The following is a 21,923-nucleotide window of genomic DNA, read 5'->3' on the forward strand; positions in this document are numbered from 1 at the left end:
CCAAGCGGTGCGTCCCGGTGAAGGGTTTCCCGTGCCTAACCAGTCCTCTCCGTCAGAAAAGTCCGCACCCGGCTCGAACGAACGCCGCCAGATCCGGTTTAACGCCTTTGACATGAACTGCGTGGGCCACCAGTCCCCGGGACTGTGGCGCCATCCGCAAGACCAGTCCTCGAACTACACAGACATCCGGTACTGGGCGAATCTTGCCCAAACCTGCGAGCGCGGGCTGTTTGACGGCATCTTCATTGCCGATGTGCTCGGCACCTATGACGTGTACGGAAACTCCAACGAGGCCACCCTCCGGCAGGGCACCCAGGTTCCGGTGAATGACCCGCTCCTGCTGGTTTCCGCCATGGCCCTGGTGACCGAGCACCTCGGCTTCGGCGTCACTGCGGGCACCGCCTACGAGCATCCCTACCCCTTCGCCCGCCGCCTCTCCACCCTGGACCACATCACCAACGGGCGGGTCGGCTGGAATGTGGTGACCGGCTATCTGCCCTCCGCCGCACGGAACCTGGGCGCGGAAGACCAGCTGGAGCACGACGAGCGCTACAACCACGCGGACGAATACCTCGAGGTGATCTACAAACTGCTGGAAGGCTCCTGGGAGGACGACGCCGTCGTCCGTGACAGGGAACGGGGCATCTTCACTGACCCGGCGAAAGTCCACGACATCAACCACGAGGGCAAATACTTCAAGGTGCCCGGCATCCACATCAGCGAACCGTCCCCGCAGCGCACCCCGGTGATCTACCAGGCCGGTGCCTCGCCCCGCGGGATCGCCTTTGCCGCCGGGAACGCCGAGGCTGTTTTTGTGGGCGCCCCGACGGTGGACAAGCTGAAGGCAACCGTCAGCCGTATCCGGGACGCCGCTGAAGCAGCCGGCCGGGACCGGCACTCCATCCGCATCTATACGCTCCTCACCGTCATCACTGCGGCCACTTCCGCGGAGGCCGCAGCGAAGCATGAGGAATACCAGCGGTATGCCAGCGATGAGGGCGCCCTGGCCCTGATGTCCGGCTGGATGGGGGTGGACCTGTCCACGTACAACCTGGACGAACCGCTGGGCAATGTGAAGTCCAATGCCATCCAGTCCGCGGCGGCGAACTTCCAGAAAGCCAAGGACGACGGCGAACCCTGGACGGTGCGTGACATCGCCGAATCCGCGGGGATCGGCGGCCTTGGTCCGCGGATGGTTGGCTCCGGCGCTGAAATCGCGGAGGAGCTGATCCGCTGGCAGGAGGAGACCGACGTCGACGGCTTCAACTTGGCCTACGCCATCACGCCGGGGACCTTTGAGGACATCGTGGAATTTGTGGTGCCCGAACTGCAGAAGCGCGGCGCCTACCGGACCGGGTACACGCCGGGCACGCTGCGCAACAAGTTGTTCGGAGCCGGAGACAAGCTGCCTTCCGAACACCGCGGCGCCTCCTTCCGCCGGCAGCCGGCAGCCGCGGGCCGGTAAGTTGCGGGTTGGGCAGTTGCCGGACAGTCAGTTGTCGGCCAGGCAGCTGCCGGCCGGTCAGCCGGGGGCCGCTTCCGGGGGCGGGTTCCCGGCGGGGGCATTGACCGGGGACGGAGCGTCTCCTTACGTTTGAAGGGTCCGCAGTGCCCCTCCCGCGAGCAGGAGTCCGTCATGGAACCTTCCCCCAGTGCCTCCGGAATGGCCCTTTCCGCCGACGGCACCCAGATCGCCTGGTCCCGGCAGGGTGACGGACCGCCGCTGGTGATCGTGGATCCGCTGACCTCGGACCGGAACAGCTCCGGCACCCGTGCGCTGGCGAATCTGCTGTCCGAGAACCACACGGTGTACACGTACGACCGCCGCGGGCTGGGTGAGAGCGGGCTCGGCGAGGAGTACACCGCCGAGTCCGACGTCGATGACCTGCTGGCCGTGGTGCAGGTGGCCGGCGGCACCGCAGACCTCTACGGCTTTGCGTCGGGGGCGTTCCTGGCTCTGCGGGCCGCCGAGGAATCCGCCGTCATCACCCGCGTTGTGGCACTGGAACCGGCCCTGGCCCTGGATGAAGGCGAGGATGAGCTGCTGGTGATGCAGACGGAACTGGAAGGACTCGGCGGCGTCCAGGTCCCCGTGCTGGTCCTTGCCGGAAGCACCAGCGGGGATGAGACCCGCGACCTCGCCCGCCGGGCAGCCGATGCCCTGGACGAGGGAGAGTTCCAGCTGGTGGAGGGCGATGTATCCCGGGTGCCGGACGCCGCCCTGGCCGACGCCATCGAATCCTTTCTCGGCTGATCACACCGGCCGGGCGTAAGCTGGAGCCCCATTCCAGCACTCCGCCGAAGGACAGCAGATGCCGCACGTCAACGACCCCGCAGTTATCGAATCCCTCCTGAAGAACAAGGGCCGCTGGGCCGTGGTGGGCCTGTCCAACAACCCGCTGCGCACCGCCGTCGGCGTGTCCCGCTATATCCAGGACCACCTGGGCATGGAGATCATCCCGGTGAGCCTCAAGGGCGACGACGTACACGGCAACAAGGGCTACCGGAGCCTGAAAGAGGTTCCCGGCCACATCGACGTCGTTGACTGCTTTGTGAATTCTTCCCGCGTGGGCGCCATTGTTGACCAGGCCATCGAGGTGGGGGCCAAAGCCGTGTGGCTGCAGCTGGGCGTCATCGACGAGGCCGCGGCGCAGCGGGCGGCCGACGCCGGACTGGACGTTGTCATGAACACCTGCCCGGTCATCGAGGCACCGCACTTCGGCCTGTAGCCCACTGCCGCCCCGGGCACTCTTTCTTCCCCGGACCTCTCACCTGCCCTGCCGCGGACGCCCTCATCCGCTGTGGAACTCCAAGATGACGCCGGGCAGGTCATGATTCGCAATGCTTCGCCGCATCATGACATCTGATTGCGCATCTGCACTGCCCCGGCGACCATGGAACCTGTAACCATCCAGAGCGGCTGAGAGACCTGGCTCCGTGACGCCGCAGCAACCCTTCCGCGATCCTGCGGAGCAAGGGTGCTACCGCCAGGACCGATGGAGAAGCACCCGCTTTCGCCCGGTCCCCTGCAGTGCGCTCCGGCGCACCGCCGGCGGTCCGGCCTGCGGCGGCACCTCTTCTCGGGCTTGGACCCAGGAGGAACACATGATCCGGATTGAGAATGTCTCAACCGTCTTTGACACCGGCGGGCAGCAACTGACCGCCGTCGACAACGTCTCACTGAACATCGGCCGCGGAACCATCCAGGGCATCATCGGGTTTTCCGGTGCCGGCAAATCCACGCTGCTGCGCAACATCAACCTGCTGGAGCGGCCCACATCCGGGCGCGTGCTGGTGGACGGAGTGGACCTGGTGGGCCTCACGCCGCTGGAGCTGCGCAAACGCCGCCACGGCATCGGCATGATCTTCCAGCACTTCAACCTGCTCAGCAATCTCACCGCGGCCCAGAACGTTGAACTGTCGCTGAAGTTCGCGGGAATCGGGAACTCGGCCGAGCGCCGCAAACGTGCGCTGGAAGCACTGGAAATTGTTGACCTGCCGGAGAAGGCCGGAACGTATCCGGCCAAGCTTTCCGGCGGGCAGAAGCAGCGCGTCGCCATTGCCCGCGCCCTCGCCACCAAACCCAAGGTGCTGCTCTGCGACGAACCGACTTCCGCCGTCGACCCCCGGACCACGGCCTCGGTGCTGCAGTACCTGGCGGACGTCAACGCGCGCTTTGGCATCACCATTGTGGTGGTCACCCATGAAATGAACGTCATCAAGGCCATCGCTGAGAACGTTGCCGTCATGGAAGAGGGCCGGGTGGTGGAACAGTTCGATCTGAGTGAGCTGAAGCGCCCCGCGTTCAGCCCTGCCACGTCGATTGGACGCTACCTGGTGTCGGACGAGATCCGGCTTGAGCGGCCCGCAGCCCACGGCAAGGGGGCCCTCCATGTTTGACCGCATCCTTGAAGTCTGGCCCGAACTGCTGGCCGCGCTGGGAGAGACCGGCACCATGCTGATCATTGCCATTCCGCTGGCCGTGCTGCTGGGAACCCCGCTGGGGGTGCTGCTGTACGCCGTCGGACCCCACGGACTGTCACCCCGGCCCAAGCTGCACCGGATCCTGGACACGCTGGTGAACCTGGTGCGCTCCTTTCCCTTCCTTATCCTGCTGATCGCCATCATTCCGCTGACCCGGCTGCTGGTGGGAACCACCATCGGCACGGCAGCCGTGATCGTGCCGCTGACCATCAACGCGGTGCCCTACTTTGCCCGCTTCGTGGAACAGAACATCACCTCACTGGGCGGCGGCGTGGTGGAAGCGGCGCGTTCAATGGGAGCCGGCCGGCTGCAGATCGTCCGCGACGTGCTGCTCGTCGAGGCCCGCCCGGGCCTGATCAGCTCGGTGACGATCATGACCGTCAGCTTCATCTCCTACTCCGCCATGGCCGGGCTGGTGGGCGGCGGCGGGATTGGCGACTTTGCCATCCGCTACGGCTACTACCGCTACGAAACCGGGCTGATGGTCACCGCCATTGTGCTCATGGTCCTGCTGGTGCAGGCCGTGCAGCTGAGCGGTTCCTGGATCTCCCGCCGCACCGACAAGCGCGTATGACCCGCCGCTGATCCCTTTCAGCGCTCGCACTCCAACTTTTGAAGAGGACACGTTGCACTCCATCACACCCAAAAACAGTTCAGCTCCGCCCGCACTCAGCCGCCGCACCCTGCTTGCCTACCTCGCGGCTGCCGGGGCTGCCGCGCCAGTCCTCGCCGGCTGCGGATTCCGTTCCGCCGATGCCGGCACCGACGAACGGACCATCCGTCTCATTTCCTCGCAGGTGAAGGTTTATGAGGAACCGGTGGGCATCGCCGGCCGGCTCCTCGCGGAAAAGGGCTGGAAGCTGCAGCCAACCTTCGTCAATGACATCAACCAGCCAAACATTGCGGTGGCCAACGGTGAGGCGGACGCGAACTGCTTCCAGCACATGGCTTACCTGGCGCAGTTCAACCGGGACAAGGGCCTGGATCTGGTGCCCCTGTTCTATATCCGCAATTCGCCGGCGGTGCTGTACTCCCGCCGGCACGCTGCACTGGCCGACCTGCCCGACGGTGCGACCATCAGCATCCCGGTGGATCCCGCCAACAACGGCCGCGCCCTGTTCATGCTCCGCGCCCACGGCCTGCTGGAACTGTCCGACGGCGTCACGGTGGTCAACGCCTCGCAGCAGGACATCACCGCAAACCCGCGGAACCTGTCCTTTGTGGAGGTGGACCAGTTATCACTGAGCCAGACCCTGGCGGACGTGGATGCCGGTTTCATGTTCCAGTCCACCGCGATCGACGCCGGCATCGATAAGGAGGCCACGGTTGTGGCCGAGGAACAGGAAGCGGACGAGGTTCCTTACCGCTCAGTCTTCGCCGGCACCCGGGAATTTGCCGCCGGCGAGGGCGCCCGGGAACTGCGCGCCGCGGTCCAGAGCCCCGAGGTCCGGGACTTCTTTGCCGGATACCAGGACGGGTTCTTCCAGCTTCCCTGGGACGAAGATCCGTTGCCCGCATTCGAACAGCTCAGCCGCGCCTGAGCGAGAGGACACCATGACCACCCCCAGTTCCCGCTATCCGCAGGGCCGTCCGCGGCTGCTGCTCAACGCGTTCCTCATGAACACCGCCAGCCATATCCGGGGCGGACAATGGCGCCATCCCGACGCCGAACAGCACCGCTTCAATGAGCTTTCCCTCTGGACCGGGCTGGCGCGGCAGCTGGAAGAGGCCAAGTTTGACGCCCTCTTTTTCGCCGACGTCGTGGGCTTGTACGGAGACCACGACGGCGGCTGGGACTCCCACGTGCGCCGGGGACTGCAGGTGCCGGCCAATGATCCGGTGCTGCTGCTGGCGGCCCTCGCCGGGGCAACGAGCGAAATTGGCCTGGCTGCGACGTCGTCGGTTATCCAGTCCCATCCCTTCCACTTCGCACGCCAGATGTCCACGCTGGACCACCTCAGCAACGGCCGTGCCGGCTGGAATATTGTGACCTCGGTGCTGGAGAACGCGCACCGGAACTTCGGTTCGGACGGGCTGACCGCCCACGACCGCCGCTACGACTGGGCGGATGAATACGTGGAAGCCGTATTCAAGCTCTGGGAGGGGTCCTGGGACGAGGGCGCCCTCCTTCAGGACAAGGCCTCGGGCGTTTATGCGGATCCGCAGAAGGTGCACAAAATTCATCACCGGGGTGAGCGGTATTCGATTGAGGGCCCGCACCTGAGTGCTCCGTCACCGCAGCGCACTCCCTTCCTGTTCCAGGCCGGCAGCTCCGGGCGCGGCCAGCAGTTCGCTGCAGCCAACGCGGAGGCAACGTTCATTTTCGCTCCGGGTCCGGAGCACGCGGGAAAGGTGGCGGCGGGGGTACGCCGGCATGCCGCCGCCGCCGGCAGGCTGCCCGGGGACATCAAGGTTTTCACCGGGTTGTCCTTCGTAGTGGGCGGAACCGAGGCGGAAGCCCGCCGGAAGAGAGCTGAGCTGGACGAATACCTGGATCTGGACGCCGTCATCGCCCACATCGGCGGCGGGCTTGGCGTGGACTTTGGCGGCCTGCCGCTGGATACCCCGGTAGGCAGCATTGAAACCGAGGGCGGACGGGGCGTACTGGAGGCCATCATCGCCTCCACCCCCGGGCGCAACCCCACCCTGGCGGACGTTGCCCGGTACCGCACCGAGGCGCAGCAGGTGGCGGGAACCCCGGAACAGATCGCCGACGAACTGGAACGCTGGCAGGACGCCGGCGTGGACGGCATCAACATCATCAACGCTGTGCTGCCCGGCTCCTACACCGATTTCATTGACGGAGTGCTGCCCGAACTGCGCAGCCGCGGACTGGCGCAAACCGACTACGCCCCGGGCACCTTCCGGGAAAAGGTCTTTGGCCGCAGTGCGGAATACCCCGGTCCTCTGCTGAATGACCGCCATCCGGCGGCCCGCTGCCGCGGAGCCTTCGGCGCTTCCGTCCGGGACGTTCAGCCCGCCGCCTCACCCGGGTTCCTCGGGGAACCCCAACGAATCCCGGCCGCCGCAGCCGCTGCGGCCCGAAAGGACTGACCTTGCATCGCAGACATTTCCTCCGCCTGGCGCTGGCCGGCAGCGGGGCCGCCGCACTGGCAGCTGCCACCGGCTGCGGCTTCAGCTCTTCTACCTCCTCTGCCGCCGATGACCGGCGGATCCGGATCATCGTCACGGAGTCCGCGCCGTACCAGGAGCCGACCAAAATTGCCCAGCGGCTCCTGAAAGAACAGGGCTGGACGCTGGATGCCACCTACGTCACCGACATCATCCAGCCCAACCTGGCCGTATCCAACGGTGAGTTTGACGCCAACTATTTCCAGCACGGCGCCTATCTCCAGCAGTTCAACGCGGACAAGAACCTGCAGCTGGAACCGCTGTTCTATGTCTACGGGTCACCGGGCGGCATTTGGTCCGAACGCTGGAAATCCCTGCAGGAACTGCCCCCCGGCGCCCGGATCGCCCTGCCGGTGGACCCGGCAAACAACGGCCGCGCGCTGGTGCTGCTGCGGGACGCGGGGCTGCTTGAACTGCAGGACGGCGTAGGCGTCATCAAAGTCTCGCAGGAATCGATCACTGCGAACCCGCGGAACCTGGAGTTCGTGGAGGTGGATCAGCAATCACTGTCGAAAACCCTGCCGGACGTTGACGCCGGGTTTCTGTTTGTCCGCCTGGCAGCAGAGATTGGCCTGACGGTTGAAGAGGCGCTGGCCTTTGAAGCGGAAGCGGACCAGCTGCCGTTCCGCTGTGTGGTTGCCGGCACCGCGGCTTTCGCGGCCACCGAAAAAGCCCGCGTACTGCAGGAGGCGTACCAGTCGGAGGAGGTCCGCAGATGGTTTGCGGACTATATGGGCGGGGTGCTGCCCACTCCCTGGGACACTGACCCGCTTGATGAGCTGCCGAAGTGGTGGCAGGCATGAGCGCCGGGATTCCTTCCGGGACGGAAGGCAGCACGGAGTCCGGCTATCAGCTGCTCGCGGCCCGGTTCCGGCCCGTGTTTGCACGGATAGCCGAAGGAGCCCTGGACCGTGAACTGACCCGGACGCTTCCTTTTGAGCAGGTGCGCTGGCTCAAGGAGGCCGGTTTTGGTGCCGTCCGCCTGCCTGTCGAAGCCGGCGGCAGCGGCGCCAGCCATACGGACTTCTTCCGGTTGCTGGTGGAGCTGGCCGAAGCGGACTCAAATGTGGCGCATCTGCTGCGCTCCCATTTTGCGTTCGTGGAAACCATCGGCCGCGAAGACGCCGGATTCCGGGAGCGCTGGTATCCGCGGGTGGCGGCCGGGAAGATCTTCGGGAATGCCGCCACCGAGCGTTCCGGCAATGCCCTCGGCGCCACCAACACCCAACTGCGGCCGGGCCCGCAGGGATGGGTGCTGAACGGCGAAAAGTACTACACGACGGGCAGCATCTTTGCTGACTGGATTGCCGTCATGGCCACTACCGACGGCGTTCCCGGCCGGCAGTATGCCGTGGTTCCGGTGGACAGTGAGGGGGTGCGGATCATGGACGACTGGGACGGTTTCGGCCAGCAGCACACCGGCACCGGCACCACCTATTTCACGGATGTGCAGGTGCCCGCGCGGGACGTCATTCCCCGCGGTGCTGCGGAAAGCACCCTGGAGGCGGCGTTCTTTCAGCTGGTGCTCCTTGCCGTTCTTGCCGGCATCGGGCGGGCGGCCGTCCGGGATGCTGCTGCTCTGGTCCGCGGCCGCAAACGCACCTTCAACACCGGAAGCGGAAGCCTCTTCCGGCACGATCCCCTGATCCAGCAGCTGGTGGGGCGGCTCTCGGCCAAAGCTGCAGCGGCGGAGGCGACCGTGCTGGCCGCCGCCGCGGAACTTGACGCCGCCTCCGACCCGGCCCTGAACCTGGATCCGGGGCAGGCCTACCTGCGCGGCGAGCTGGCAGTGGACCGTGCGCAGATCATTGTTCCGGAGCTGGTTCTGGATGTTGCGCAGGGCCTGTTCGACGTCACCGGGGCGTCAGCGGTGTCCAGGGACAAGGCCCTGGACCGGCACTGGCGAAATGCCCGTACGGTGGCCACCCACAACCCCGCGGTTTTCAAGGCGCGCGGGGTGGGGGACTGGGAGATCAACGGCACGGTGCCGCAGGGACTGGGCAGCATCGGCGATGCACCGGGGGCGGGCGCGTCATAGCTGCTCCGTCCGGGGCCCCGACGGTGTGCATCGGCCGGGGCCCGGGGGAAGCGGGTCCTACAACTTGGCGAACCGGGCGCGCAGGATGCCGGTGTACAGCCCGTAACACATCAGTCCTATGCCTACCGCTCCCAGCGCCAGCCCGCCGAAAGGCTGCCCGCGCAGGGCGTGGAGGGCGCCGTCGAGCCCCGTGGACTTCTCAGGATCGGCAGTGAAGGCGGCAACCGCCACCAGAATGCCCAGAATTCCCAGGGAAATCCCCTTGGCCACATAACCCGCCGTGCCGGTGACGGTGACGGCGCGGTCCCAGGTACCCGCCGGCACTGCCTGCAGCTTCTTGCGGAAGCCCTGGGTGGCGCCTTTGTAGACAAAGTAGCCGCCGACGACGGCGATCCCGAGTCCCACCAAACCCAGCAGCACGGCGCCGGCCGGCTGCTCCATCAACCGTGCGCTCCAGCCGGCCGAGCTCTGCCCGCTGTCCTTGCCGGCGCCCATGGCGAAGGTGCCGAAGGACACGCCAATGGCCGCGTATGTGACAGCCTGGCCGGCGGCTGAAGCGCGGACCTTCCACGCCTCTCGTCCTTCCAGACCGCGCCCGTCGAGCCAGACGCGGGAGAGCTGGAACAGTGCCAGCGTGAGGCAGCCCAGGAAACAGATCCACAGCAGGACCAAACCGCCGGGCTGTCCGGCCAAAGCCGCCAGGGCGCCGGAGGAGTCCGCGTCACCGCTGCCGCCGGTTGCGATCCGCAGCGCAATGACGCCGATGAGCAGGTGCAGCAGACCGCTGGCTACGTAGCCCATGCGCGCCGCGCGTTCAAAACCCTTCGAGTCGGCTGCCTTCTCCGCGGCGGACGCCAATCTGTCCCCGTGACCTGTCTGCACCAAAACTGTCCTCCAAGATTCGGGCGTACACCGTGGGGGGTACACCGGTTAAATACTGGTCCGGATTCCATCCTGTCACTTGTGGCGCAGCCCTGCGGCGGCGGACTACGCTCGGACGATGGACGCGGCAGAAGTGAAACAGGTGTGCCAGCGGTTCCCGGGCGCCTTTGAGGACTATCCGTTCGGGCCGGGGACGGCCGTTTTCAAGGTGCGGGCCTCCGGCGGCCGGGCCAAAATGTTCGCCATGTTCTCGCCGGCGGTTTTGCCGGTGGTCATTTCCCTGAAGTGTGAACCGGACCTGGCGGAGCAGCTGCGGGCAGCCCACCCGCAGATCAACGGTGCCTGGCACATGAATAAAAAGCACTGGAACTCGGTGGTGCTCGACGATGGAATGGACGATTCCCTGGTGCGTGACCTGGTGGAAGACTCCTACGATCTGGTCGTGGCTTCGCTCCCGGCCAGGGACCGTGAATCGCTGGCGTGGAAAGGCCTGGCGGCCGGATGATCCGGGAACTGACCTATCCAGAGGCCGGTTACACCCGCCGGCCGTATCCGCAGCCGCTCACGGACCACTGGCCGGAACGCTACCGGCTGGTGCTGCGCCGGGAACAGCTTGAGGTTCCCGATCCCGCCGCAGGGTTCCTGCGCCTGGCCAACGGCATCCTGGGCTGGGACCTGCACCGCGGAGCCGGGCTGCGGGTGCCTGCGGCCACGCCGCGCGCAGCCCCCGGAGTGGAAATGGCCTCGGGTGTCGGTGTGGGCCCGCTGCGCTACTACGCGCCGTGCCGTGTCCTGTGGGCGGAGGAACCGGCAGTGGACGACGACGGCGTTCCCGTGCCGGGTCAACGCGCGGGTTTTGGCTACGGCACGCTGAAGGGCCACCCGGAACAGGGCGAGGAGGGTTTCTACGCGGAGCTGGACCCGGACGGAAAGCTGATCTTCCGGGTAGCCGCGTACAGCCGGCCGGCGAACCGGCTGATAGCTGCCGGGGACTTCGCGAACCGCGGCGTGCAGGCCTTCATTACGCGGCGGTATCTGGCCGCAGCCTACAAACTGGCGTCGGTCAGCTGATCGCGGAGCAGGACAAATGCCAAGCCCAAACCCGGAACTTCCACCGGCATGAAACCGGCCGTCAGCAGGAGCTCCTGCGAGGCGGTGTTCTCCTCTTCGGTGTGGGCAATGACCCGGGAGACCGCCGGTTCGCCCAGCGCCAGGCGGACGAGGGCCAACAGCGCTTCCGTGGCGTAGCCGCGGCCGCGCCGGGACGGCACCACGCTGTAGCTGACCTCTACGTCGCCTGCCTCGGGCAGCGTCAGGAAGCCAATGGTTCCCACCACCTCATTCGTGTCCCGTTCGCGGATGAGGCGGGTGCCCAGAGCTGCGGCAGCACTGTGGATACCCTGTTCAAAAAACTGCCGGACGGCGTCGTGGTCGGTGGGCTGGGGAAAGTCCTCCGCCCAGCCGGGAAGCCGGGACTGGCCGATGAGGGCATCCAGCTCCGCGGGGGACATGGTGTCCAGGAGCAGTCGTTCGGTAACGACGCTGGTGGACGGCGCCGGACGTTCGGGGGTAAGAGTCACAGCATAATTGTGCACCCCCTGTGGACATTTGCTGATATCGGGTGAGGTGATTCCTTTCCCCCCTCCGCGAGATGACAGTAGGTGCACGTCTCGGGTCTGAGACGTGCACCTACTGGTATATCGATGGGGGGGAGGAAGGGAGGGAGGAAGGGAGGGAGGCTTAGCCGAAGTGCTTCGGCAGGGTCCCCTCGTAGGCTTCCTTCAACTCGGAGAGCGGCAGTGAGAACTGGCCCTGGAAGTCCAGCGCCTCAATCTCGGTGTCCACCACGCCAATGCGCATGTGCGCGTAGCCGCGGGCGGAGCACATGTCCTTGAACCGGACCTCCTCGCTGCGGGCCACGGACACCAGGGCACGGGACTGGGATTCGGAGAACAGCATCGTGAACAGGTCCACTCCGTCGCGCTCGCAGACCTCGTCCAGCCCAATGCGGGCACCCACGCCAAAACGCAGCGCCATCTCGGACAGCGCCGCAGCCAGTCCGCCCTCGGAGAGGTCATGGGCGGCGTCGATCATGCCGTCGCGTGAGGCGTTGACCAGCAGCTCGCCCAGCAGCTTCTCCCGCATCAGGTCCACCACGGGCGGCTGTCCGCCCAGGTGGCCCTGCAGGTTGGCGAATTCGGAACCGTCCAGCTCGTCCTTCGTGACACCCATCAGGTAGATCGCCTGCCCGTCCTCGCGCCAGCCCGACGGCGTGCGGCGGGCGACGTCGTCGAACACGCCCAGCACACCCACCACGGGGGTGGGATGGATGGCAACGCCGCCGGTCTGGTTGTAGAGCGAAACGTTGCCGCCGGTGACCGGGATGCCCAGTTCCCGGCAGCCGTCGGCCAGGCCGCGGACGGCCTCGGCAAACTGCCACATGACCTCGGGGTCCTCGGGGGAGCCGAAATTCAGGCAGTCGGTGACCGCCAGGGGGATGGCTCCGGAGGTGGACACGTTGCGGTAGGACTCGGCCAGGGCCAGCTTCGCGCCCTCGTACGGGTTGAGGTAGGCGTAGCGGCCGTTCGCGTCGGTGGAGATCGCCACGCCCAGGCCGGTGGTTTCATCCACGCGGATGACGCCGGCGTCGTCGGGCATGGCCAGCGCGGTGTTGCCCTGCACATAGCGGTCAAACTGGTTGGTGACCCAGGACTTGTCGCACATGTTCGGGGACGCCATGAGCTCCAGGATGGACTTCTTGATGGCGTCGGTACCGAACGGGCGGGCGCCGGCGAACGCATCCGCCTGCAGCTGGTCCTGCCATTCGGGGCGGTGGAACGGACGGTTGTACACGGGTCCTTCGTGGGCCACGGTCTTCGGGTCCACGTCCACAATGGTCTCGCCGTCCCAGTCGATGACCAGCCGGCCGCTGCCGGTGACCTCGCCCAGCCAGGAGTACTCCACGTTCCACTTGTCCATGATGGCTTCGAACGCCTCAACGTTCTCCGGCGTCACCACGGCCATCATGCGTTCCTGGGACTCCGACATCAGGATTTCGCCCGGGGTTAGGGTGGGATCGCGCAGCAGCACTTTGGTCAGTTCCACATGCATACCGCCGTCGCCGTTGGAGGCGAGCTCCGACGTCGCGCAGGAAATACCGGCCGCTCCCAGGTCCTGGATACCCTCCACCACGGAGGACTTGAACAGTTCCAGGCAGCACTCAATGAGGACCTTTTCGGCGAACGGATCGCCCACCTGGACGGCGGGGCGCTTGGACGGCTTGTCCGCGTCGAAGGATTCGGAGGCCAGCACCGAGGCGCCGCCAATACCGTCACCGCCGGTGCGTGCACCGAAGAGCACCACCTTGTTGCCGGCGCCGGAGGCGTTGGCCAGGCGGATATCCTCGTGCCGCATGACACCCACGGCCAGGGCGTTGACCAGCGGGTTGCCCTGGTAGACGGAGTCGAAGACCAGTTCCCCGCCGATGTTCGGCAGGCCCAGGGAGTTGCCGTAGCCGCCGATGCCCGAGACGATGCCGTGCACCAGCCGCGCGGTGTCCGGGTGGTCAATGGCGCCGAAGCGCAGCGGATCCATCACGGCGACGGGGCGGGCACCCATGGAGATGATGTCGCGGACAATGCCGCCGACGCCGGTCGCCGCGCCCTGGTAGGGCTCCACGAAGGAGGGGTGGTTGTGGGATTCCACCTTGAAGGTCACGGCCCAGCCGTCGCCGATGTCCACCACGCCGGCGTTTTCGCCGATGCCCACCAGCAGGTGTTCCTTCATCTTCTCGGTGACCTTCTCGCCGAACTGGGAGAGGTGCACCTTGGAGGACTTGTAGGAGCAGTGCTCGGACCACATGACCGAATACATGGCCAGTTCAGCGGCGGTGGGCCGGCGGCCCAGAATCTCCACCACGCGGTTAAACTCGTCTTCCTTCAGGCCCAATTCGGCCCAGGGCAGGTCGGTCTCCGGAGTGGCGGCGGCGTGCTCAACCGTGTCGATGCGGAATTTCTTCGTCCCGGCGGTGGAGTCTGCGGACACTGTCATTATTTGCCTCCGGCAACGAGCGAAGTGAGTACTGATGTGAAGATGCCCAGGCCGTCGGTGCCGTAGCCCAGCCCAACCTCGCCGTAGGCGGAGGAATCCGGGCCGAATCCTGCTTCCACCGCGTGTTCGGGGTGCGGCATGAGCCCGACGACGTTGCCCGCGGCGTTGGTGATGCCGGCAATGTTGCGGCGCGAGCCGTTGGGGTTGACGCCGTCGTAGCGGAACACCACGCGGCCTTCGCCCTCCAGCTCGTCCAGTGTCTTTTCGTCAGCGACGTACTGGCCGTCCTGGTTCTTCAGCGGGATCACCATGCCGGAGTCCTTGGCGTAGGAGCCGGTCCAGGCCGTCGTGTTGTTTTCCACGCGCAGCAGCTGGTCCGCGCAGGAGAACTTCAGATGGTTGTTCTTGATCATGGAGCCGGGCAGCAGGTGCGCTTCGGTGAGGATCTGGAAGCCGTTGCAGATGCCCAGCACGGGCATGCCGCCCTTGGATGCATCCACGACCCTGTCCATCAGCGGGGCAAAGCGGGCAATGGCGCCCGCGCGCAGGTAGTCGCCGTAGGAGAAACCGCCGGGAATGATGACGGCGTCCACGGACTGCAGGTTGGCTTCGTTGTGCCAGAGGCCGACGGCGGTGCCGCCGGCGAGTGTGACTGCACGGGCGGCGTCGCGGTCATCCAGGGTGCCGGGAAAGGTGATGATGCCGATCCGGACGGCCCGCAGCTGTTCGTTGTCCGGCACGACTGAGAAATCGCCAATCAGGGGAGTGCTCAAAATCAGGCCTCCGAGATTACTTCAACGCGGGTGACGTCCTCGATGACCGGGTTGGACAGCAGTGTGGCGGCTGCCGTGCGGGCCTGTTCGAGGACCTCTTCCGTGACGTCTCCGTCCACGGTCAGCTCAAAGCGCTTGCCCTGGCGGACACCGGTGAACCCGGTGAGGCCCAGCCGCGGAAGGGCACCGGCGATGGCCTTGCCCTGCGGATCGAGGATTTCAGGTTTGGGCATAACGTCAACAACGATCCGGGGCATCCGGGCAACTCCTGTGAGAGAAATGGGTGGCCGCGGACCCTGCCGTCTCACGCTGATTCAGCGCTCCGCGAGCTTGCACTGTTCAGTCTAGCGGCGTTTTCCGCGGCCGTCCGAACATGTCACCGGGGCGCGAAAAAGCAGCCCCCGGCTCCGCTCAATGGTCGAGCAGCCGCTGCACAAACTGCCGCGTGCGTTCCTGCCGCGGCGCAGCCAGCACCTCGGCGGGCGTGCCCTCCTCGACGACGACGCCACCGTCCATGAAGATGACGCGGTCCGCTACATCCCGGGCGAAGCGAAGCTCGTGCGTAACCAGCAGCATGGTCCAGCCCTCTGCCGCCAGTTCGCGGATGGCCTCCAGCACTTCCCCCACGAGTTCGGGGTCCAGGGCCGAGGTGGGCTCATCGAAGAGCAGCAGCCGCGGCTTGAGCGCGAGGGCGCGGACAATGCCCACCCGCTGCTGCTGGCCTCCGGAGAGCTCATACGGATAGGCATCGCTCTTATCGGCAAGTCCAACGCGCGCGAGCAGGGCAAGAGCGTCACCTGTAGCGTCCTTTTTGGGCCTCCGCTGAACCCGGACCGGCCCCTCGATCACGTTCTCCAGCACTGTGCGGTGCGGAAACAGGTTGTAGTGCTGGAACACCATGGCGCTGTGCTCGCGCAGCCCGGAGACTGCCGAGCGCGGCGGTTTGGCCCCAAAGTCCACCGGAGTGCCGCCGGTAAAGTGCACGGTGCCGGAATCCGGCACCTCAAGGCCGTTGAGGCAGCGCAGGACAGTGGTCTTGCCGGATCCGCTCGGCCCGATAAGCGCGACGACCTGGCCGCGGCGGATGTCCAGGTCGATTCCCTTGAGCACCTCCACGGCGCCGAAGCGCTTGTGCAGGCCGCGGACGGCCAGGACATCGGAGCCGGAGTTCGCCGGAGCCTCATTTAGCGACATGGCGGTCCAGCCTCCTTTCAAGGGCAGATTGTCCCGTGGACAGGACCAGGCAGATGATCCAGTAAATGAACGCGGCTTCGATGTAGACGGCCATGAACTCCTGGCTGAACGCTGCAATCTCCTGCGCCTGCCGGAACAACTCGGTAACGAGAATGAGGGAGGCGAGGGAGGTGTCCTTCACCAGGCTGATAAACGTGTTGGACAGCGGCGGCACCGAAACCCGGGCTGCCTGCGGCAGGATGACGCGGATGAGGGTCTGCGCGGAGGACATGCGAATGGTGTAGGCCGCTTCCCACTGACCGCGCGGGACGGAAAGGATCGCAGCCCTGATGACCTCGGCCGCGTAACCGCCCACATTGAGGGAGAACGCGATGACGGCGCTGGGCCACGGGGGCACCAGCACCCCGATGGAGGGCAGGCCGTAGAAAATGACGAAGAGCTGCACCAACAGCGGGGTTCCCCGCACGACCGACACATAGACACGGGCGATTGCGGAGAGGATCCGCACTTTCGACAGCCGCAGCAGTGCGATGCCGAGGGCGATGGCCAGTCCCAGGGCGAAGGAAACCAGCGCGAGCGGAATCGTGCCTTTGACCGCGCCTTCAACAAGCGGCAGGAAGGAGCGCAGGACGAGGTCCCACGTCGACTCATCCATGGACCCGCCTACTCCGTGACGTTCTCGCCGAAGTACTTCTCGGAGATCTCGGCGAGCGTTCCGTCAGCGCGCAGTTGGGCCAGTGCGTCATTGACGGCGTCGCGCAGCTCGGTGTTGCCCTTGGCAAAAGCAAAGGCCGAGAGCGCGGGATCGTCGGTTTCGGCCGCGATCTGAAGCGGGGCATCCGGCGTCTGCTGCATGTAGTCGAGGTAGGTCAGCTTGTCATTGACGGTGGCGTCCACGCGTCCCTGCTCGAGCAGGGATACGGCCTGCGCCCATCCCTCCACGGCCTCCACCTTGGCACCGCTGTCCTGGGCAAGCGTGTACCAGTTGCTCGTCAGTGACTGGGCCGTCGTCTTGCCGGCGAGATCGGCGAAGGAACTGATCGACGTTTCACCTTCGGGCACCACGATGACCCCGGGGCTCACGGTGTACGGCTCGGAGAAGTCGTATGCCTCCTCGCGTTCCGGGTTGATGGACACCTGGTTGGCAATCATGGCAAAGCGGTTGGCGTCGAGTCCGGCGAAAATGGCGTCCCACTGCGTCTCTTCGAACTTCACGTCAACGCCGAGCTTGTCGGCAACCGCTTCGGTGATTTCGACGTCGTAGCCGGTCAGGTCGCCCGAGCCGTCAGCGTGGAAGCTGAACGGGCGGTAAGTGCCTTCAGTGCCGACCACGATGGTGCCCTCGTCCTGAATGGCCGCGAGCCCCGTCTGGGCGGTGTCGTCCGCTCCGCCTGAGCCGCAGGCAGCCAGAGTCAGGGTGCCGGTGGCCAGTGCGAGCGCCGCGAGGGTCTTATGGATGCGCATGTTTCTCCTAGAGTTTGCCTGTCACGATACGCACCTTCGCCGGTCTGCACACGGTGTTTGTTACGCCGTGTGTAGATCGGCGGGTGACAGGCTTAGGCGGGAACGCTGATCTGGAAGCCGCAGCGGCACCGCAGCAGCGTGGTGTCCAGCTGGACTTCAGGAACAGCAGCGCCGTCCGGGTCAGTGAAGAGGGGTCCAAAGATGGACACCGTTGCCGTGTCCCGGCGCTGCATGGGCTCGCCGCAGTGCAGATACTCGGCGTCCTCCGGGCTGCCCGCGTTGAGGCTGCGCGCCCGGACAGCGGAATGCCGGACCGGGTGGCCGTAAAAACGGTTGCATTCGGAGCAGGTATAGCTGATTTCGAGGAACTCCGCGGCGTCTTTGCCAACGGCCGGTTCCACGGATTCGATGATCAGGTAGTCATCCGTCCCGCAGTGGGTGCACCACGGGACGTAGGATTCCGGTGCAGGATCTGCTGCACCTCCGGGTCTCGCTTGCGTTGACATTTCGTGCCTCCAATTGAGGTCCGGACGAAAGGGCTCCATCACCCACCGCGCCGAACCGATACTAAGCATACTTATTTAGTTTACGGAGGGTTCGGCCGAGCAACAAGTCCGCTTGGGTGCCGCGAGGGCTTCAGCTGCGACCCGTTTCCCTGCCGCTAGAGTGGGTCCGTGAAAGCCCTTACTGCCAAGCCGGCCATCGTGCGCCGCTATATGAACTGTTGGCCCCCGTTCGCCTTTTCCGGTATCCACATCACTGATCTGGGCGGGGATTTTATGTCCGCTGATGTGAGGCTGCGGCTGCACTGGTGGAACCGCAATGTGGCCGGCGTGCATTTTGGCGGTTCGCTCTTCGCCATGACGGATCCGTTTTGGATGATGCTCCTGCTGCGCCAGCTGGGCGGGGACCACGTGGTGTGGGACCGGGCAGCTGAAATCGACTTCATCAAGCCCGGCCGCGGCGATGTCACGGCCCGGTTTGTCCTGGCGCCGGCCGATGTGGAGCGCCTCAGGAAGCTGGCTGCCGGCGGCGGGAAAGTGCTGGAGTGGTTCTCCGTGGACGTGGTGGACGCCGACGGCGAGGTGGTGGCGCGGGTGAAAAAGCAGGTTTATGTCCGGCGCAAGCGGGAAAAGTCTCCGCTGCCGATTTCCTGATCCCGGGCTGCTGATTCCCTAGAGGGTTGCCTCTGCCGGGCCCAGGAGCGCGGTGAGGCTCTCCCACTTTCCGGTCTCACAGCCGTCGCGCAGCGAGAAGGTGCGGTCCACCGATTCCCCGTTCACGGTTCCGGTGACCTTGGCCCGCTGCATTCCGCTGATCTGCTGGATGCACATGAGGTCTGGATCCACCGGGGAGAACAGTGCAGCTCCCTGCTCGGCCAGCACGGCGCAGGCGGCAGCAGGATCCGGAGCATCGGAGGTTCCCGCGGGGTCTGCACCGTTGCACTGCAGCGCCCAGGTCCCGCTCGGCGTGTCTCCGTCGGCAAGGAAGTCAACGGTCAGCGAGGTGCCGGCCGCAGCGGGGGATCCGCTGGGGGTCGCCGACGGCGCGGACGCTGAGGGTGACGGGGACGGCGCCGTCGAACCGTCTGTTGGCGCGCCGGCGGAGTCTCCGCACGCGGACAGGGCAAGGGCGGCAAATGTCAGGACCAGCAGTCCTCGAAGCGGGCGGAACATGGTGAGACCTCCGGGTAGGGTGGCCCCAGCTTAGCGAGCTTCAGCGCCCGGTTTCGTGAGCATCGGCTGCTGCCCGTGCCTGGGCCAGGAAGTAAGGGCCCTGGCCAGGGTAATATTCCTCGAATTCCGGAACGGTTCCGCCGGTTCGGACCGCCGTGAGCCGGTCCAGATAGTATTCCCAGCCGGGTCCCACGCTTTCCGCTGCCAGCGGGTCGTCCAGGTGGTGAATAAACTCCAGCCCGGCGCCGCCCGGGGCGTCCCGAAGCCGGACCTCCAGGTCCCAGCTGCCGTACTCATCCTCCACCAGCACCCGAAGCAGCTCCGGGGCCGAACACTCTGAAATCCGAAACCGGCTCCACGGCAGCCCTTCCTCATACAGCATCTGCACATCCACGCTGTCGCCCCGGTGCGGGGAACCTTCCCAGCGGCCAAACCACGGGGCTGCGAGGGAGGAGTCGGTGAAGCTGGACCACACGGAGGAGGGAGATTCGGTAAACGTGCGGGTAAGGGTCAGGTGGTAAGACTCCGGTCCGGTGCGGTGGACCCTGCCGGTGGGTTCTGGCTGCATGGCCGCTCCTGTTGGGGTTCCAACAGGCCGAGGATGCGGGCCCGCAGCTGCTGCGACTCTTCGCTGAACTGCCGCTGGGCAGAAGCATACTCACTGCGGCCTGCCGGGGTCTCCACCGGGATCGGAGAATAGCCCCAATCCTGCAGATCGTAGGGGGAGGCCCGCATGTCCATGGTCCGGATGCGCCAGGAGAGTTCAAAGCAGTCCATCACCAGTTCGCTGGGCAGCAGCGGGACGAGCTTGTAGGCCCATTTGTACAGGTCCATGTTGGCGTGCAGGCACCCGGGCTGTTCCAGCTCAGGCTGGTTCTCCCGGGTGGGAACCAGCTCATTCAAGGGTGCGGCCTGCGGTGCGTAAAAGCGGAACGCGTCAAAGTGGGTGCAGCGGATCTTGCTGCGCTCCACCAAATCATCGGTGCCTTCCGCCCCCAGGCGCAGCTGGAGGTATTCATGCCGGATGCCGTTTGTCTCCGACCTATAGGCCATGGCCCATTCATGCATGCCGAAGCAGCCCAGGGTTGGCTTCCGGGCTGCGGTGCGGGAAAGCAGCATGCGGGTGAACGCTGCTGCGTCACCGCGCGCGGCCGCAAAGGCCGGCAGGTCAACGGTGACAGCCGTCGTCGTACTGCTGAGGCCTTCCGCTGCCAGTTCCGCCTCGCTGAGGGGGCGGTAGAACTTCCAGCCCGCGCGCTCGCCGGCCGCGGGACCGGTCAGTACGACGCCGGCCCCCGGGTGCCAGCGCAGCAGCTGCCCGGGCTTCTGGGAATAGTAGGTAAAGAGGAAATCCTCCACCGGATGCTTCCGCCCGGCCGACCTGCGGGTGAGGAAACCCTGAACGAACGGCTGGACGCGCTCAACGTGCTGCCGGCTCAGCGGCAGCCACTGTTCCTCGGTCAGGACGGCGGTAAAGGCGGAAGAAGTCACTGCACCATTATCCTGCCTCATGCTCCGGCACTGCCTGGGCTGCGCTGATCAGGCGGCGCATTGCCTCATTGAGCTCCCGAACCTGTTCCCGGCTCAGGTCTAGCTTGCCCATCATGATGCCCGGAACTTCAGTGGCATCCCGGCGCAGCGCCCGTCCGGCCTCGGTCAAATCCACCGCCAGGGAACGGTCATCCAGCGGAGAACGGTTGCGGGAAACGAATCCGGCAGATTCGAGGCGCTTGAGCATGGGGGAGAGGGTGGCCGGTTCCATGGCCAGCGCCTCGCCCAGGCTGCGCACAGTGCGCGGGCTCTGTTCCCACAGGGCAAGCATGACGAGGTACTGCGGGTGGGTGAGGCCCAGCTTTTCCAGGACCGGCTTGTAGGCGCCTACCACGCTGCGGGATGCCACCGACAGGGCAAAGCAGAGCTGATGCTCCAGCAGGAGGTCGTCGTCTGCCTGTTTCATGATCCAGCCCTCTTCCCAAACCGTTAGTGCACTAATGATTAGCGTACTATGGGCATCAGGCTACGACGTTGCGGAAAGGTTCTGGAGATGGCTGACAAGGAAAGCTTCACCTCGAAATTCATGCGGGCCACCGGCAAGGTGCGGCTGATTTTCGGTCCGGCCCAAACCAGTGCCCTGGACCATCCCATGACTGATGAGAATCAGCAGCTGCTCAAGCAGCAGCAGGCGCAGGAGAAGGCGCAGTGGGAAACCGTCACGCGGGCGGACGGCAGCAGCTACATCGTGACGCGCAAGCCGGAGTAGCAGCCCCTCCGCGTAGCCGGCATAAAAGTTTGCGTATTCCGCCCGCAGTGCGGCGGGCAACGCGTACGGTTGATTAACCCGGAATCCAGGACCCCTGAGCCTGGACGGACTTCCGGCCTCAACCGCACAAGGAATCTTCCATGAGCGATGAAATCCCCGCCCGGCCCGCGCCCGTATCTCACGGCCCCGGACCCCTGGGCAAGCTCGGCCGCCTGGTATCCGTGTTCTACGGAGACGCCGCACGTGACGGCGCCACGGAGCCGGTTCGGCATCTTCATGACGACTTAGAAAACGAGATCGACGACCAGATTCGGTCCATCCGGGTGGAGACCGACGGCGGCGGCCGGCATTACGGCGTCCGGGCCGTTCCTCCGGCGGAGCCGTATCCGCAAGGATATCTGCTCTCGTATCCGTCCTACGGCAAGCGCCCGCCAATGCTGCCGGAGCACTGACCCGGCCACCTGAACCCG

At 65.8% G+C, this 21,923-nt stretch carries 27 protein-coding genes and 1 riboswitch; of the genes, 14 read left to right on the forward strand and 13 right to left on the reverse strand.

From position 1 onward, the window contains the following. The first annotated feature begins 31 nt into the window (after positions 1-31). The 9 genes from AC4D2W_RS14345 to AC4D2W_RS14385 all read left to right on the forward strand — a co-directional run bounded on the left by AC4D2W_RS14345 (position 32) and on the right by AC4D2W_RS14385 (position 9,154). Positions 32-1,465: an LLM class flavin-dependent oxidoreductase gene (locus AC4D2W_RS14345; protein WP_490927594.1), complete on the forward strand. Its 1,434-nt coding sequence runs from the start codon at positions 32-34 to the stop codon at positions 1,463-1,465. 171 nt (positions 1,466-1,636) lie between these two features. Further along, complete coding sequence (locus AC4D2W_RS14350) at positions 1,637-2,254, forward strand: alpha/beta fold hydrolase (protein WP_490927595.1); 618 nt, start codon at positions 1,637-1,639, stop codon at positions 2,252-2,254. Positions 2,255-2,312: 58 nt separating this feature from the next. Next, positions 2,313-2,729: a CoA-binding protein gene (locus AC4D2W_RS14355; protein WP_490927596.1), complete on the forward strand. Its 417-nt coding sequence runs from the start codon at positions 2,313-2,315 to the stop codon at positions 2,727-2,729. A gap of 175 nt (positions 2,730-2,904) precedes the next feature. After that, positions 2,905-3,003, forward strand: a riboswitch (SAM riboswitch). 102 nt (positions 3,004-3,105) lie between these two features. Next, positions 3,106-3,900, forward strand: coding sequence for a methionine ABC transporter ATP-binding protein (locus AC4D2W_RS14360; protein ID WP_490927597.1), 795 nt, complete (start codon positions 3,106-3,108; stop codon positions 3,898-3,900). Beyond that, a complete protein-coding gene (locus AC4D2W_RS14365; protein WP_490927598.1) occupies positions 3,893-4,558 on the forward strand; it encodes a methionine ABC transporter permease in 666 nt (221 codons plus the stop codon). The genes AC4D2W_RS14360 and AC4D2W_RS14365 overlap by 8 nt, the downstream gene beginning before the upstream one ends. 52 nt (positions 4,559-4,610) lie before the next feature. Then, complete coding sequence (locus tag AC4D2W_RS14370) at positions 4,611-5,525, forward strand: MetQ/NlpA family ABC transporter substrate-binding protein (RefSeq protein ID WP_490927599.1); 915 nt, start codon at positions 4,611-4,613, stop codon at positions 5,523-5,525. A gap of 13 nt (positions 5,526-5,538) precedes the next feature. Beyond that, complete coding sequence (locus AC4D2W_RS14375; RefSeq protein ID WP_490927600.1) at positions 5,539-7,038, forward strand: LLM class flavin-dependent oxidoreductase; 1,500 nt, start codon at positions 5,539-5,541, stop codon at positions 7,036-7,038. 2 nt (positions 7,039-7,040) lie between these two features. Further along, complete coding sequence (locus AC4D2W_RS14380) at positions 7,041-7,919, forward strand: MetQ/NlpA family ABC transporter substrate-binding protein (protein WP_490927601.1); 879 nt, start codon at positions 7,041-7,043, stop codon at positions 7,917-7,919. Then, a complete protein-coding gene (locus tag AC4D2W_RS14385) occupies positions 7,916-9,154 on the forward strand; it encodes an acyl-CoA dehydrogenase family protein (RefSeq protein ID WP_490927602.1) in 1,239 nt (412 codons plus the stop codon). Before AC4D2W_RS14380 ends, AC4D2W_RS14385 begins: the two co-directional genes overlap by 4 nt. 57 nt (positions 9,155-9,211) lie before the next feature. Here AC4D2W_RS14385 and AC4D2W_RS14390 read toward each other — a convergent pair whose 3' ends face one another. Continuing rightward, complete coding sequence (locus AC4D2W_RS14390; RefSeq protein WP_490927603.1) at positions 9,212-10,036, reverse strand: DUF1206 domain-containing protein; 825 nt, start codon at positions 10,034-10,036, stop codon at positions 9,212-9,214. 118 nt (positions 10,037-10,154) lie between these two features. On the opposite strand from AC4D2W_RS14390, the gene AC4D2W_RS14395 reads away from it, so the two are divergent. After that, positions 10,155-10,541 (forward strand): MmcQ/YjbR family DNA-binding protein, encoded by a 387-nt coding sequence (locus AC4D2W_RS14395; protein WP_490927604.1) that lies wholly within the window; start codon positions 10,155-10,157, stop codon positions 10,539-10,541. Beyond that, positions 10,538-11,107 (forward strand): DUF1990 domain-containing protein, encoded by a 570-nt coding sequence (locus AC4D2W_RS14400; protein WP_490927605.1) that lies wholly within the window; start codon positions 10,538-10,540, stop codon positions 11,105-11,107. Before AC4D2W_RS14395 ends, AC4D2W_RS14400 begins: the two co-directional genes overlap by 4 nt. Here the strand turns inward: AC4D2W_RS14400 and AC4D2W_RS14405 are convergent. The 8 genes from AC4D2W_RS14405 to AC4D2W_RS14440 form a co-directional block, all read right to left on the reverse strand. Further along, a complete protein-coding gene (locus tag AC4D2W_RS14405) occupies positions 11,083-11,616 on the reverse strand; it encodes a GNAT family N-acetyltransferase (RefSeq protein WP_490927606.1) in 534 nt (177 codons plus the stop codon). The genes AC4D2W_RS14400 and AC4D2W_RS14405 overlap by 25 nt on opposite strands. 160 nt (positions 11,617-11,776) lie before the next feature. Further along, on the reverse strand, positions 11,777-14,086 hold the full coding sequence (gene purL / locus AC4D2W_RS14410) for a phosphoribosylformylglycinamidine synthase subunit PurL (protein WP_490927607.1): 2,310 nt from the start codon (positions 14,084-14,086) through the stop codon (positions 11,777-11,779). Next, positions 14,086-14,862 (reverse strand): phosphoribosylformylglycinamidine synthase subunit PurQ, encoded by a 777-nt coding sequence (gene purQ, locus AC4D2W_RS14415; RefSeq protein ID WP_490927628.1) that lies wholly within the window; start codon positions 14,860-14,862, stop codon positions 14,086-14,088. The genes purL and purQ overlap by 1 nt, the downstream gene beginning before the upstream one ends. Then, complete coding sequence (purS, locus tag AC4D2W_RS14420) at positions 14,862-15,116, reverse strand: phosphoribosylformylglycinamidine synthase subunit PurS (protein ID WP_400929618.1); 255 nt, start codon at positions 15,114-15,116, stop codon at positions 14,862-14,864. The genes purQ and purS overlap by 1 nt, the downstream gene beginning before the upstream one ends. 154 nt (positions 15,117-15,270) lie before the next feature. Then, a complete protein-coding gene (locus AC4D2W_RS14425; protein WP_490927608.1) occupies positions 15,271-16,053 on the reverse strand; it encodes an amino acid ABC transporter ATP-binding protein in 783 nt (260 codons plus the stop codon). Beyond that, positions 16,040-16,708, reverse strand: a complete 669-nt coding sequence (locus AC4D2W_RS14430; RefSeq protein WP_490927609.1) for an amino acid ABC transporter permease — start codon at positions 16,706-16,708, stop codon at positions 16,040-16,042. The genes AC4D2W_RS14425 and AC4D2W_RS14430 overlap by 14 nt, the downstream gene beginning before the upstream one ends. Before the next feature lie 8 nt (positions 16,709-16,716). Continuing rightward, positions 16,717-17,517: an amino acid ABC transporter substrate-binding protein gene (locus AC4D2W_RS14435; RefSeq protein WP_490927610.1), complete on the reverse strand. Its 801-nt coding sequence runs from the start codon at positions 17,515-17,517 to the stop codon at positions 16,717-16,719. Between the two features lie 92 nt (positions 17,518-17,609). Next, positions 17,610-18,023, reverse strand: a complete 414-nt coding sequence (locus tag AC4D2W_RS14440; protein ID WP_490927611.1) for a hypothetical protein — start codon at positions 18,021-18,023, stop codon at positions 17,610-17,612. 168 nt (positions 18,024-18,191) lie between these two features. Between AC4D2W_RS14440 and AC4D2W_RS14445 the strand changes: the two genes are divergently transcribed. Further along, on the forward strand, positions 18,192-18,674 hold the full coding sequence (locus tag AC4D2W_RS14445) for a DUF4442 domain-containing protein (protein WP_490927612.1): 483 nt from the start codon (positions 18,192-18,194) through the stop codon (positions 18,672-18,674). Positions 18,675-18,692: 18 nt separating this feature from the next. Here the strand turns inward: AC4D2W_RS14445 and AC4D2W_RS14450 are convergent, their stop codons facing one another. The 4 genes from AC4D2W_RS14450 to AC4D2W_RS14465 are packed head-to-tail and all read right to left on the reverse strand — an operon-like array spanning position 18,693 to position 21,150. Then, the gene (locus tag AC4D2W_RS14450; protein ID WP_490927613.1) at positions 18,693-19,193 is read right to left on the reverse strand and encodes a hypothetical protein; all 501 of its coding nucleotides are present in this window, start codon (positions 19,191-19,193) and stop codon (positions 18,693-18,695) included. 40 nt (positions 19,194-19,233) lie between these two features. Further along, the gene (locus AC4D2W_RS14455; protein WP_490927614.1) at positions 19,234-19,761 is read right to left on the reverse strand and encodes an SRPBCC domain-containing protein; all 528 of its coding nucleotides are present in this window, start codon (positions 19,759-19,761) and stop codon (positions 19,234-19,236) included. After that, on the reverse strand, positions 19,704-20,705 hold the full coding sequence (locus AC4D2W_RS14460; protein ID WP_490927615.1) for a 3-methyladenine DNA glycosylase: 1,002 nt from the start codon (positions 20,703-20,705) through the stop codon (positions 19,704-19,706). Before AC4D2W_RS14460 ends, AC4D2W_RS14455 begins: the two co-directional genes overlap by 58 nt. After that, a complete protein-coding gene (locus tag AC4D2W_RS14465; protein WP_490927616.1) occupies positions 20,692-21,150 on the reverse strand; it encodes a MarR family winged helix-turn-helix transcriptional regulator in 459 nt (152 codons plus the stop codon). Before AC4D2W_RS14465 ends, AC4D2W_RS14460 begins: the two co-directional genes overlap by 14 nt. An 87-nt stretch (positions 21,151-21,237) precedes the next feature. Between AC4D2W_RS14465 and AC4D2W_RS14470 the strand changes: the two genes are divergently transcribed. Together AC4D2W_RS14470 and AC4D2W_RS14475 are read left to right on the forward strand one after the other, a co-directional pair. Then, positions 21,238-21,453: a hypothetical protein gene (locus AC4D2W_RS14470; RefSeq protein ID WP_490927617.1), complete on the forward strand. Its 216-nt coding sequence runs from the start codon at positions 21,238-21,240 to the stop codon at positions 21,451-21,453. 140 nt (positions 21,454-21,593) lie between these two features. After that, positions 21,594-21,905 (forward strand): hypothetical protein, encoded by a 312-nt coding sequence (locus AC4D2W_RS14475; RefSeq protein ID WP_490927618.1) that lies wholly within the window; start codon positions 21,594-21,596, stop codon positions 21,903-21,905. Positions 21,906-21,923 lie beyond the last annotated feature (18 nt).

Source organism: Arthrobacter sp. TJ-58, from assembly GCF_058269295.1.

What these genes read in the sequence shown, in the direction of transcription:
- AC4D2W_RS14350 (WP_490927595.1), top strand. Translation starts at nt 1,637, where the DNA reads ATGGAACCTTCCCCCAGTGCCTCCGGAATGGCCCTTTCCGCCGACGGC.
- AC4D2W_RS14385 (WP_490927602.1), top strand. Translation starts at nt 7,916, where the DNA reads ATGAGCGCCGGGATTCCTTCCGGGACGGAAGGCAGCACGGAGTCCGGC.
- AC4D2W_RS14425 (WP_490927608.1), bottom strand. Translation starts at nt 16,053, where the DNA reads ATGTCGCTAAATGAGGCTCCGGCGAACTCCGGCTCCGATGTCCTGGCC.
- AC4D2W_RS14455 (WP_490927614.1), bottom strand. Translation starts at nt 19,761, where the DNA reads ATGCAGCCAGAACCCACCGGCAGGGTCCACCGCACCGGACCGGAGTCT.
- AC4D2W_RS14360 (WP_490927597.1), top strand. Translation starts at nt 3,106, where the DNA reads ATGATCCGGATTGAGAATGTCTCAACCGTCTTTGACACCGGCGGGCAG.
- AC4D2W_RS14470 (WP_490927617.1), top strand. Translation starts at nt 21,238, where the DNA reads ATGGCTGACAAGGAAAGCTTCACCTCGAAATTCATGCGGGCCACCGGC.
- purL (WP_490927607.1), bottom strand. Translation starts at nt 14,086, where the DNA reads ATGACAGTGTCCGCAGACTCCACCGCCGGGACGAAGAAATTCCGCATC.
- AC4D2W_RS14355 (WP_490927596.1), top strand. Translation starts at nt 2,313, where the DNA reads ATGCCGCACGTCAACGACCCCGCAGTTATCGAATCCCTCCTGAAGAAC.
- AC4D2W_RS14450 (WP_490927613.1), bottom strand. Translation starts at nt 19,193, where the DNA reads ATGTTCCGCCCGCTTCGAGGACTGCTGGTCCTGACATTTGCCGCCCTT.
- AC4D2W_RS14395 (WP_490927604.1), top strand. Translation starts at nt 10,155, where the DNA reads ATGGACGCGGCAGAAGTGAAACAGGTGTGCCAGCGGTTCCCGGGCGCC.
- AC4D2W_RS14465 (WP_490927616.1), bottom strand. Translation starts at nt 21,150, where the DNA reads ATGAAACAGGCAGACGACGACCTCCTGCTGGAGCATCAGCTCTGCTTT.
- AC4D2W_RS14400 (WP_490927605.1), top strand. Translation starts at nt 10,538, where the DNA reads ATGATCCGGGAACTGACCTATCCAGAGGCCGGTTACACCCGCCGGCCG.
- purS (WP_400929618.1), bottom strand. Translation starts at nt 15,116, where the DNA reads ATGCCCCGGATCGTTGTTGACGTTATGCCCAAACCTGAAATCCTCGAT.
- AC4D2W_RS14440 (WP_490927611.1), bottom strand. Translation starts at nt 18,023, where the DNA reads ATGTCAACGCAAGCGAGACCCGGAGGTGCAGCAGATCCTGCACCGGAA.
- AC4D2W_RS14475 (WP_490927618.1), top strand. Translation starts at nt 21,594, where the DNA reads ATGAGCGATGAAATCCCCGCCCGGCCCGCGCCCGTATCTCACGGCCCC.
- AC4D2W_RS14430 (WP_490927609.1), bottom strand. Translation starts at nt 16,708, where the DNA reads ATGGATGAGTCGACGTGGGACCTCGTCCTGCGCTCCTTCCTGCCGCTT.
- AC4D2W_RS14375 (WP_490927600.1), top strand. Translation starts at nt 5,539, where the DNA reads ATGACCACCCCCAGTTCCCGCTATCCGCAGGGCCGTCCGCGGCTGCTG.
- AC4D2W_RS14460 (WP_490927615.1), bottom strand. Translation starts at nt 20,705, where the DNA reads ATGAGGCAGGATAATGGTGCAGTGACTTCTTCCGCCTTTACCGCCGTC.
- AC4D2W_RS14435 (WP_490927610.1), bottom strand. Translation starts at nt 17,517, where the DNA reads ATGCGCATCCATAAGACCCTCGCGGCGCTCGCACTGGCCACCGGCACC.
- AC4D2W_RS14365 (WP_490927598.1), top strand. Translation starts at nt 3,893, where the DNA reads ATGTTTGACCGCATCCTTGAAGTCTGGCCCGAACTGCTGGCCGCGCTG.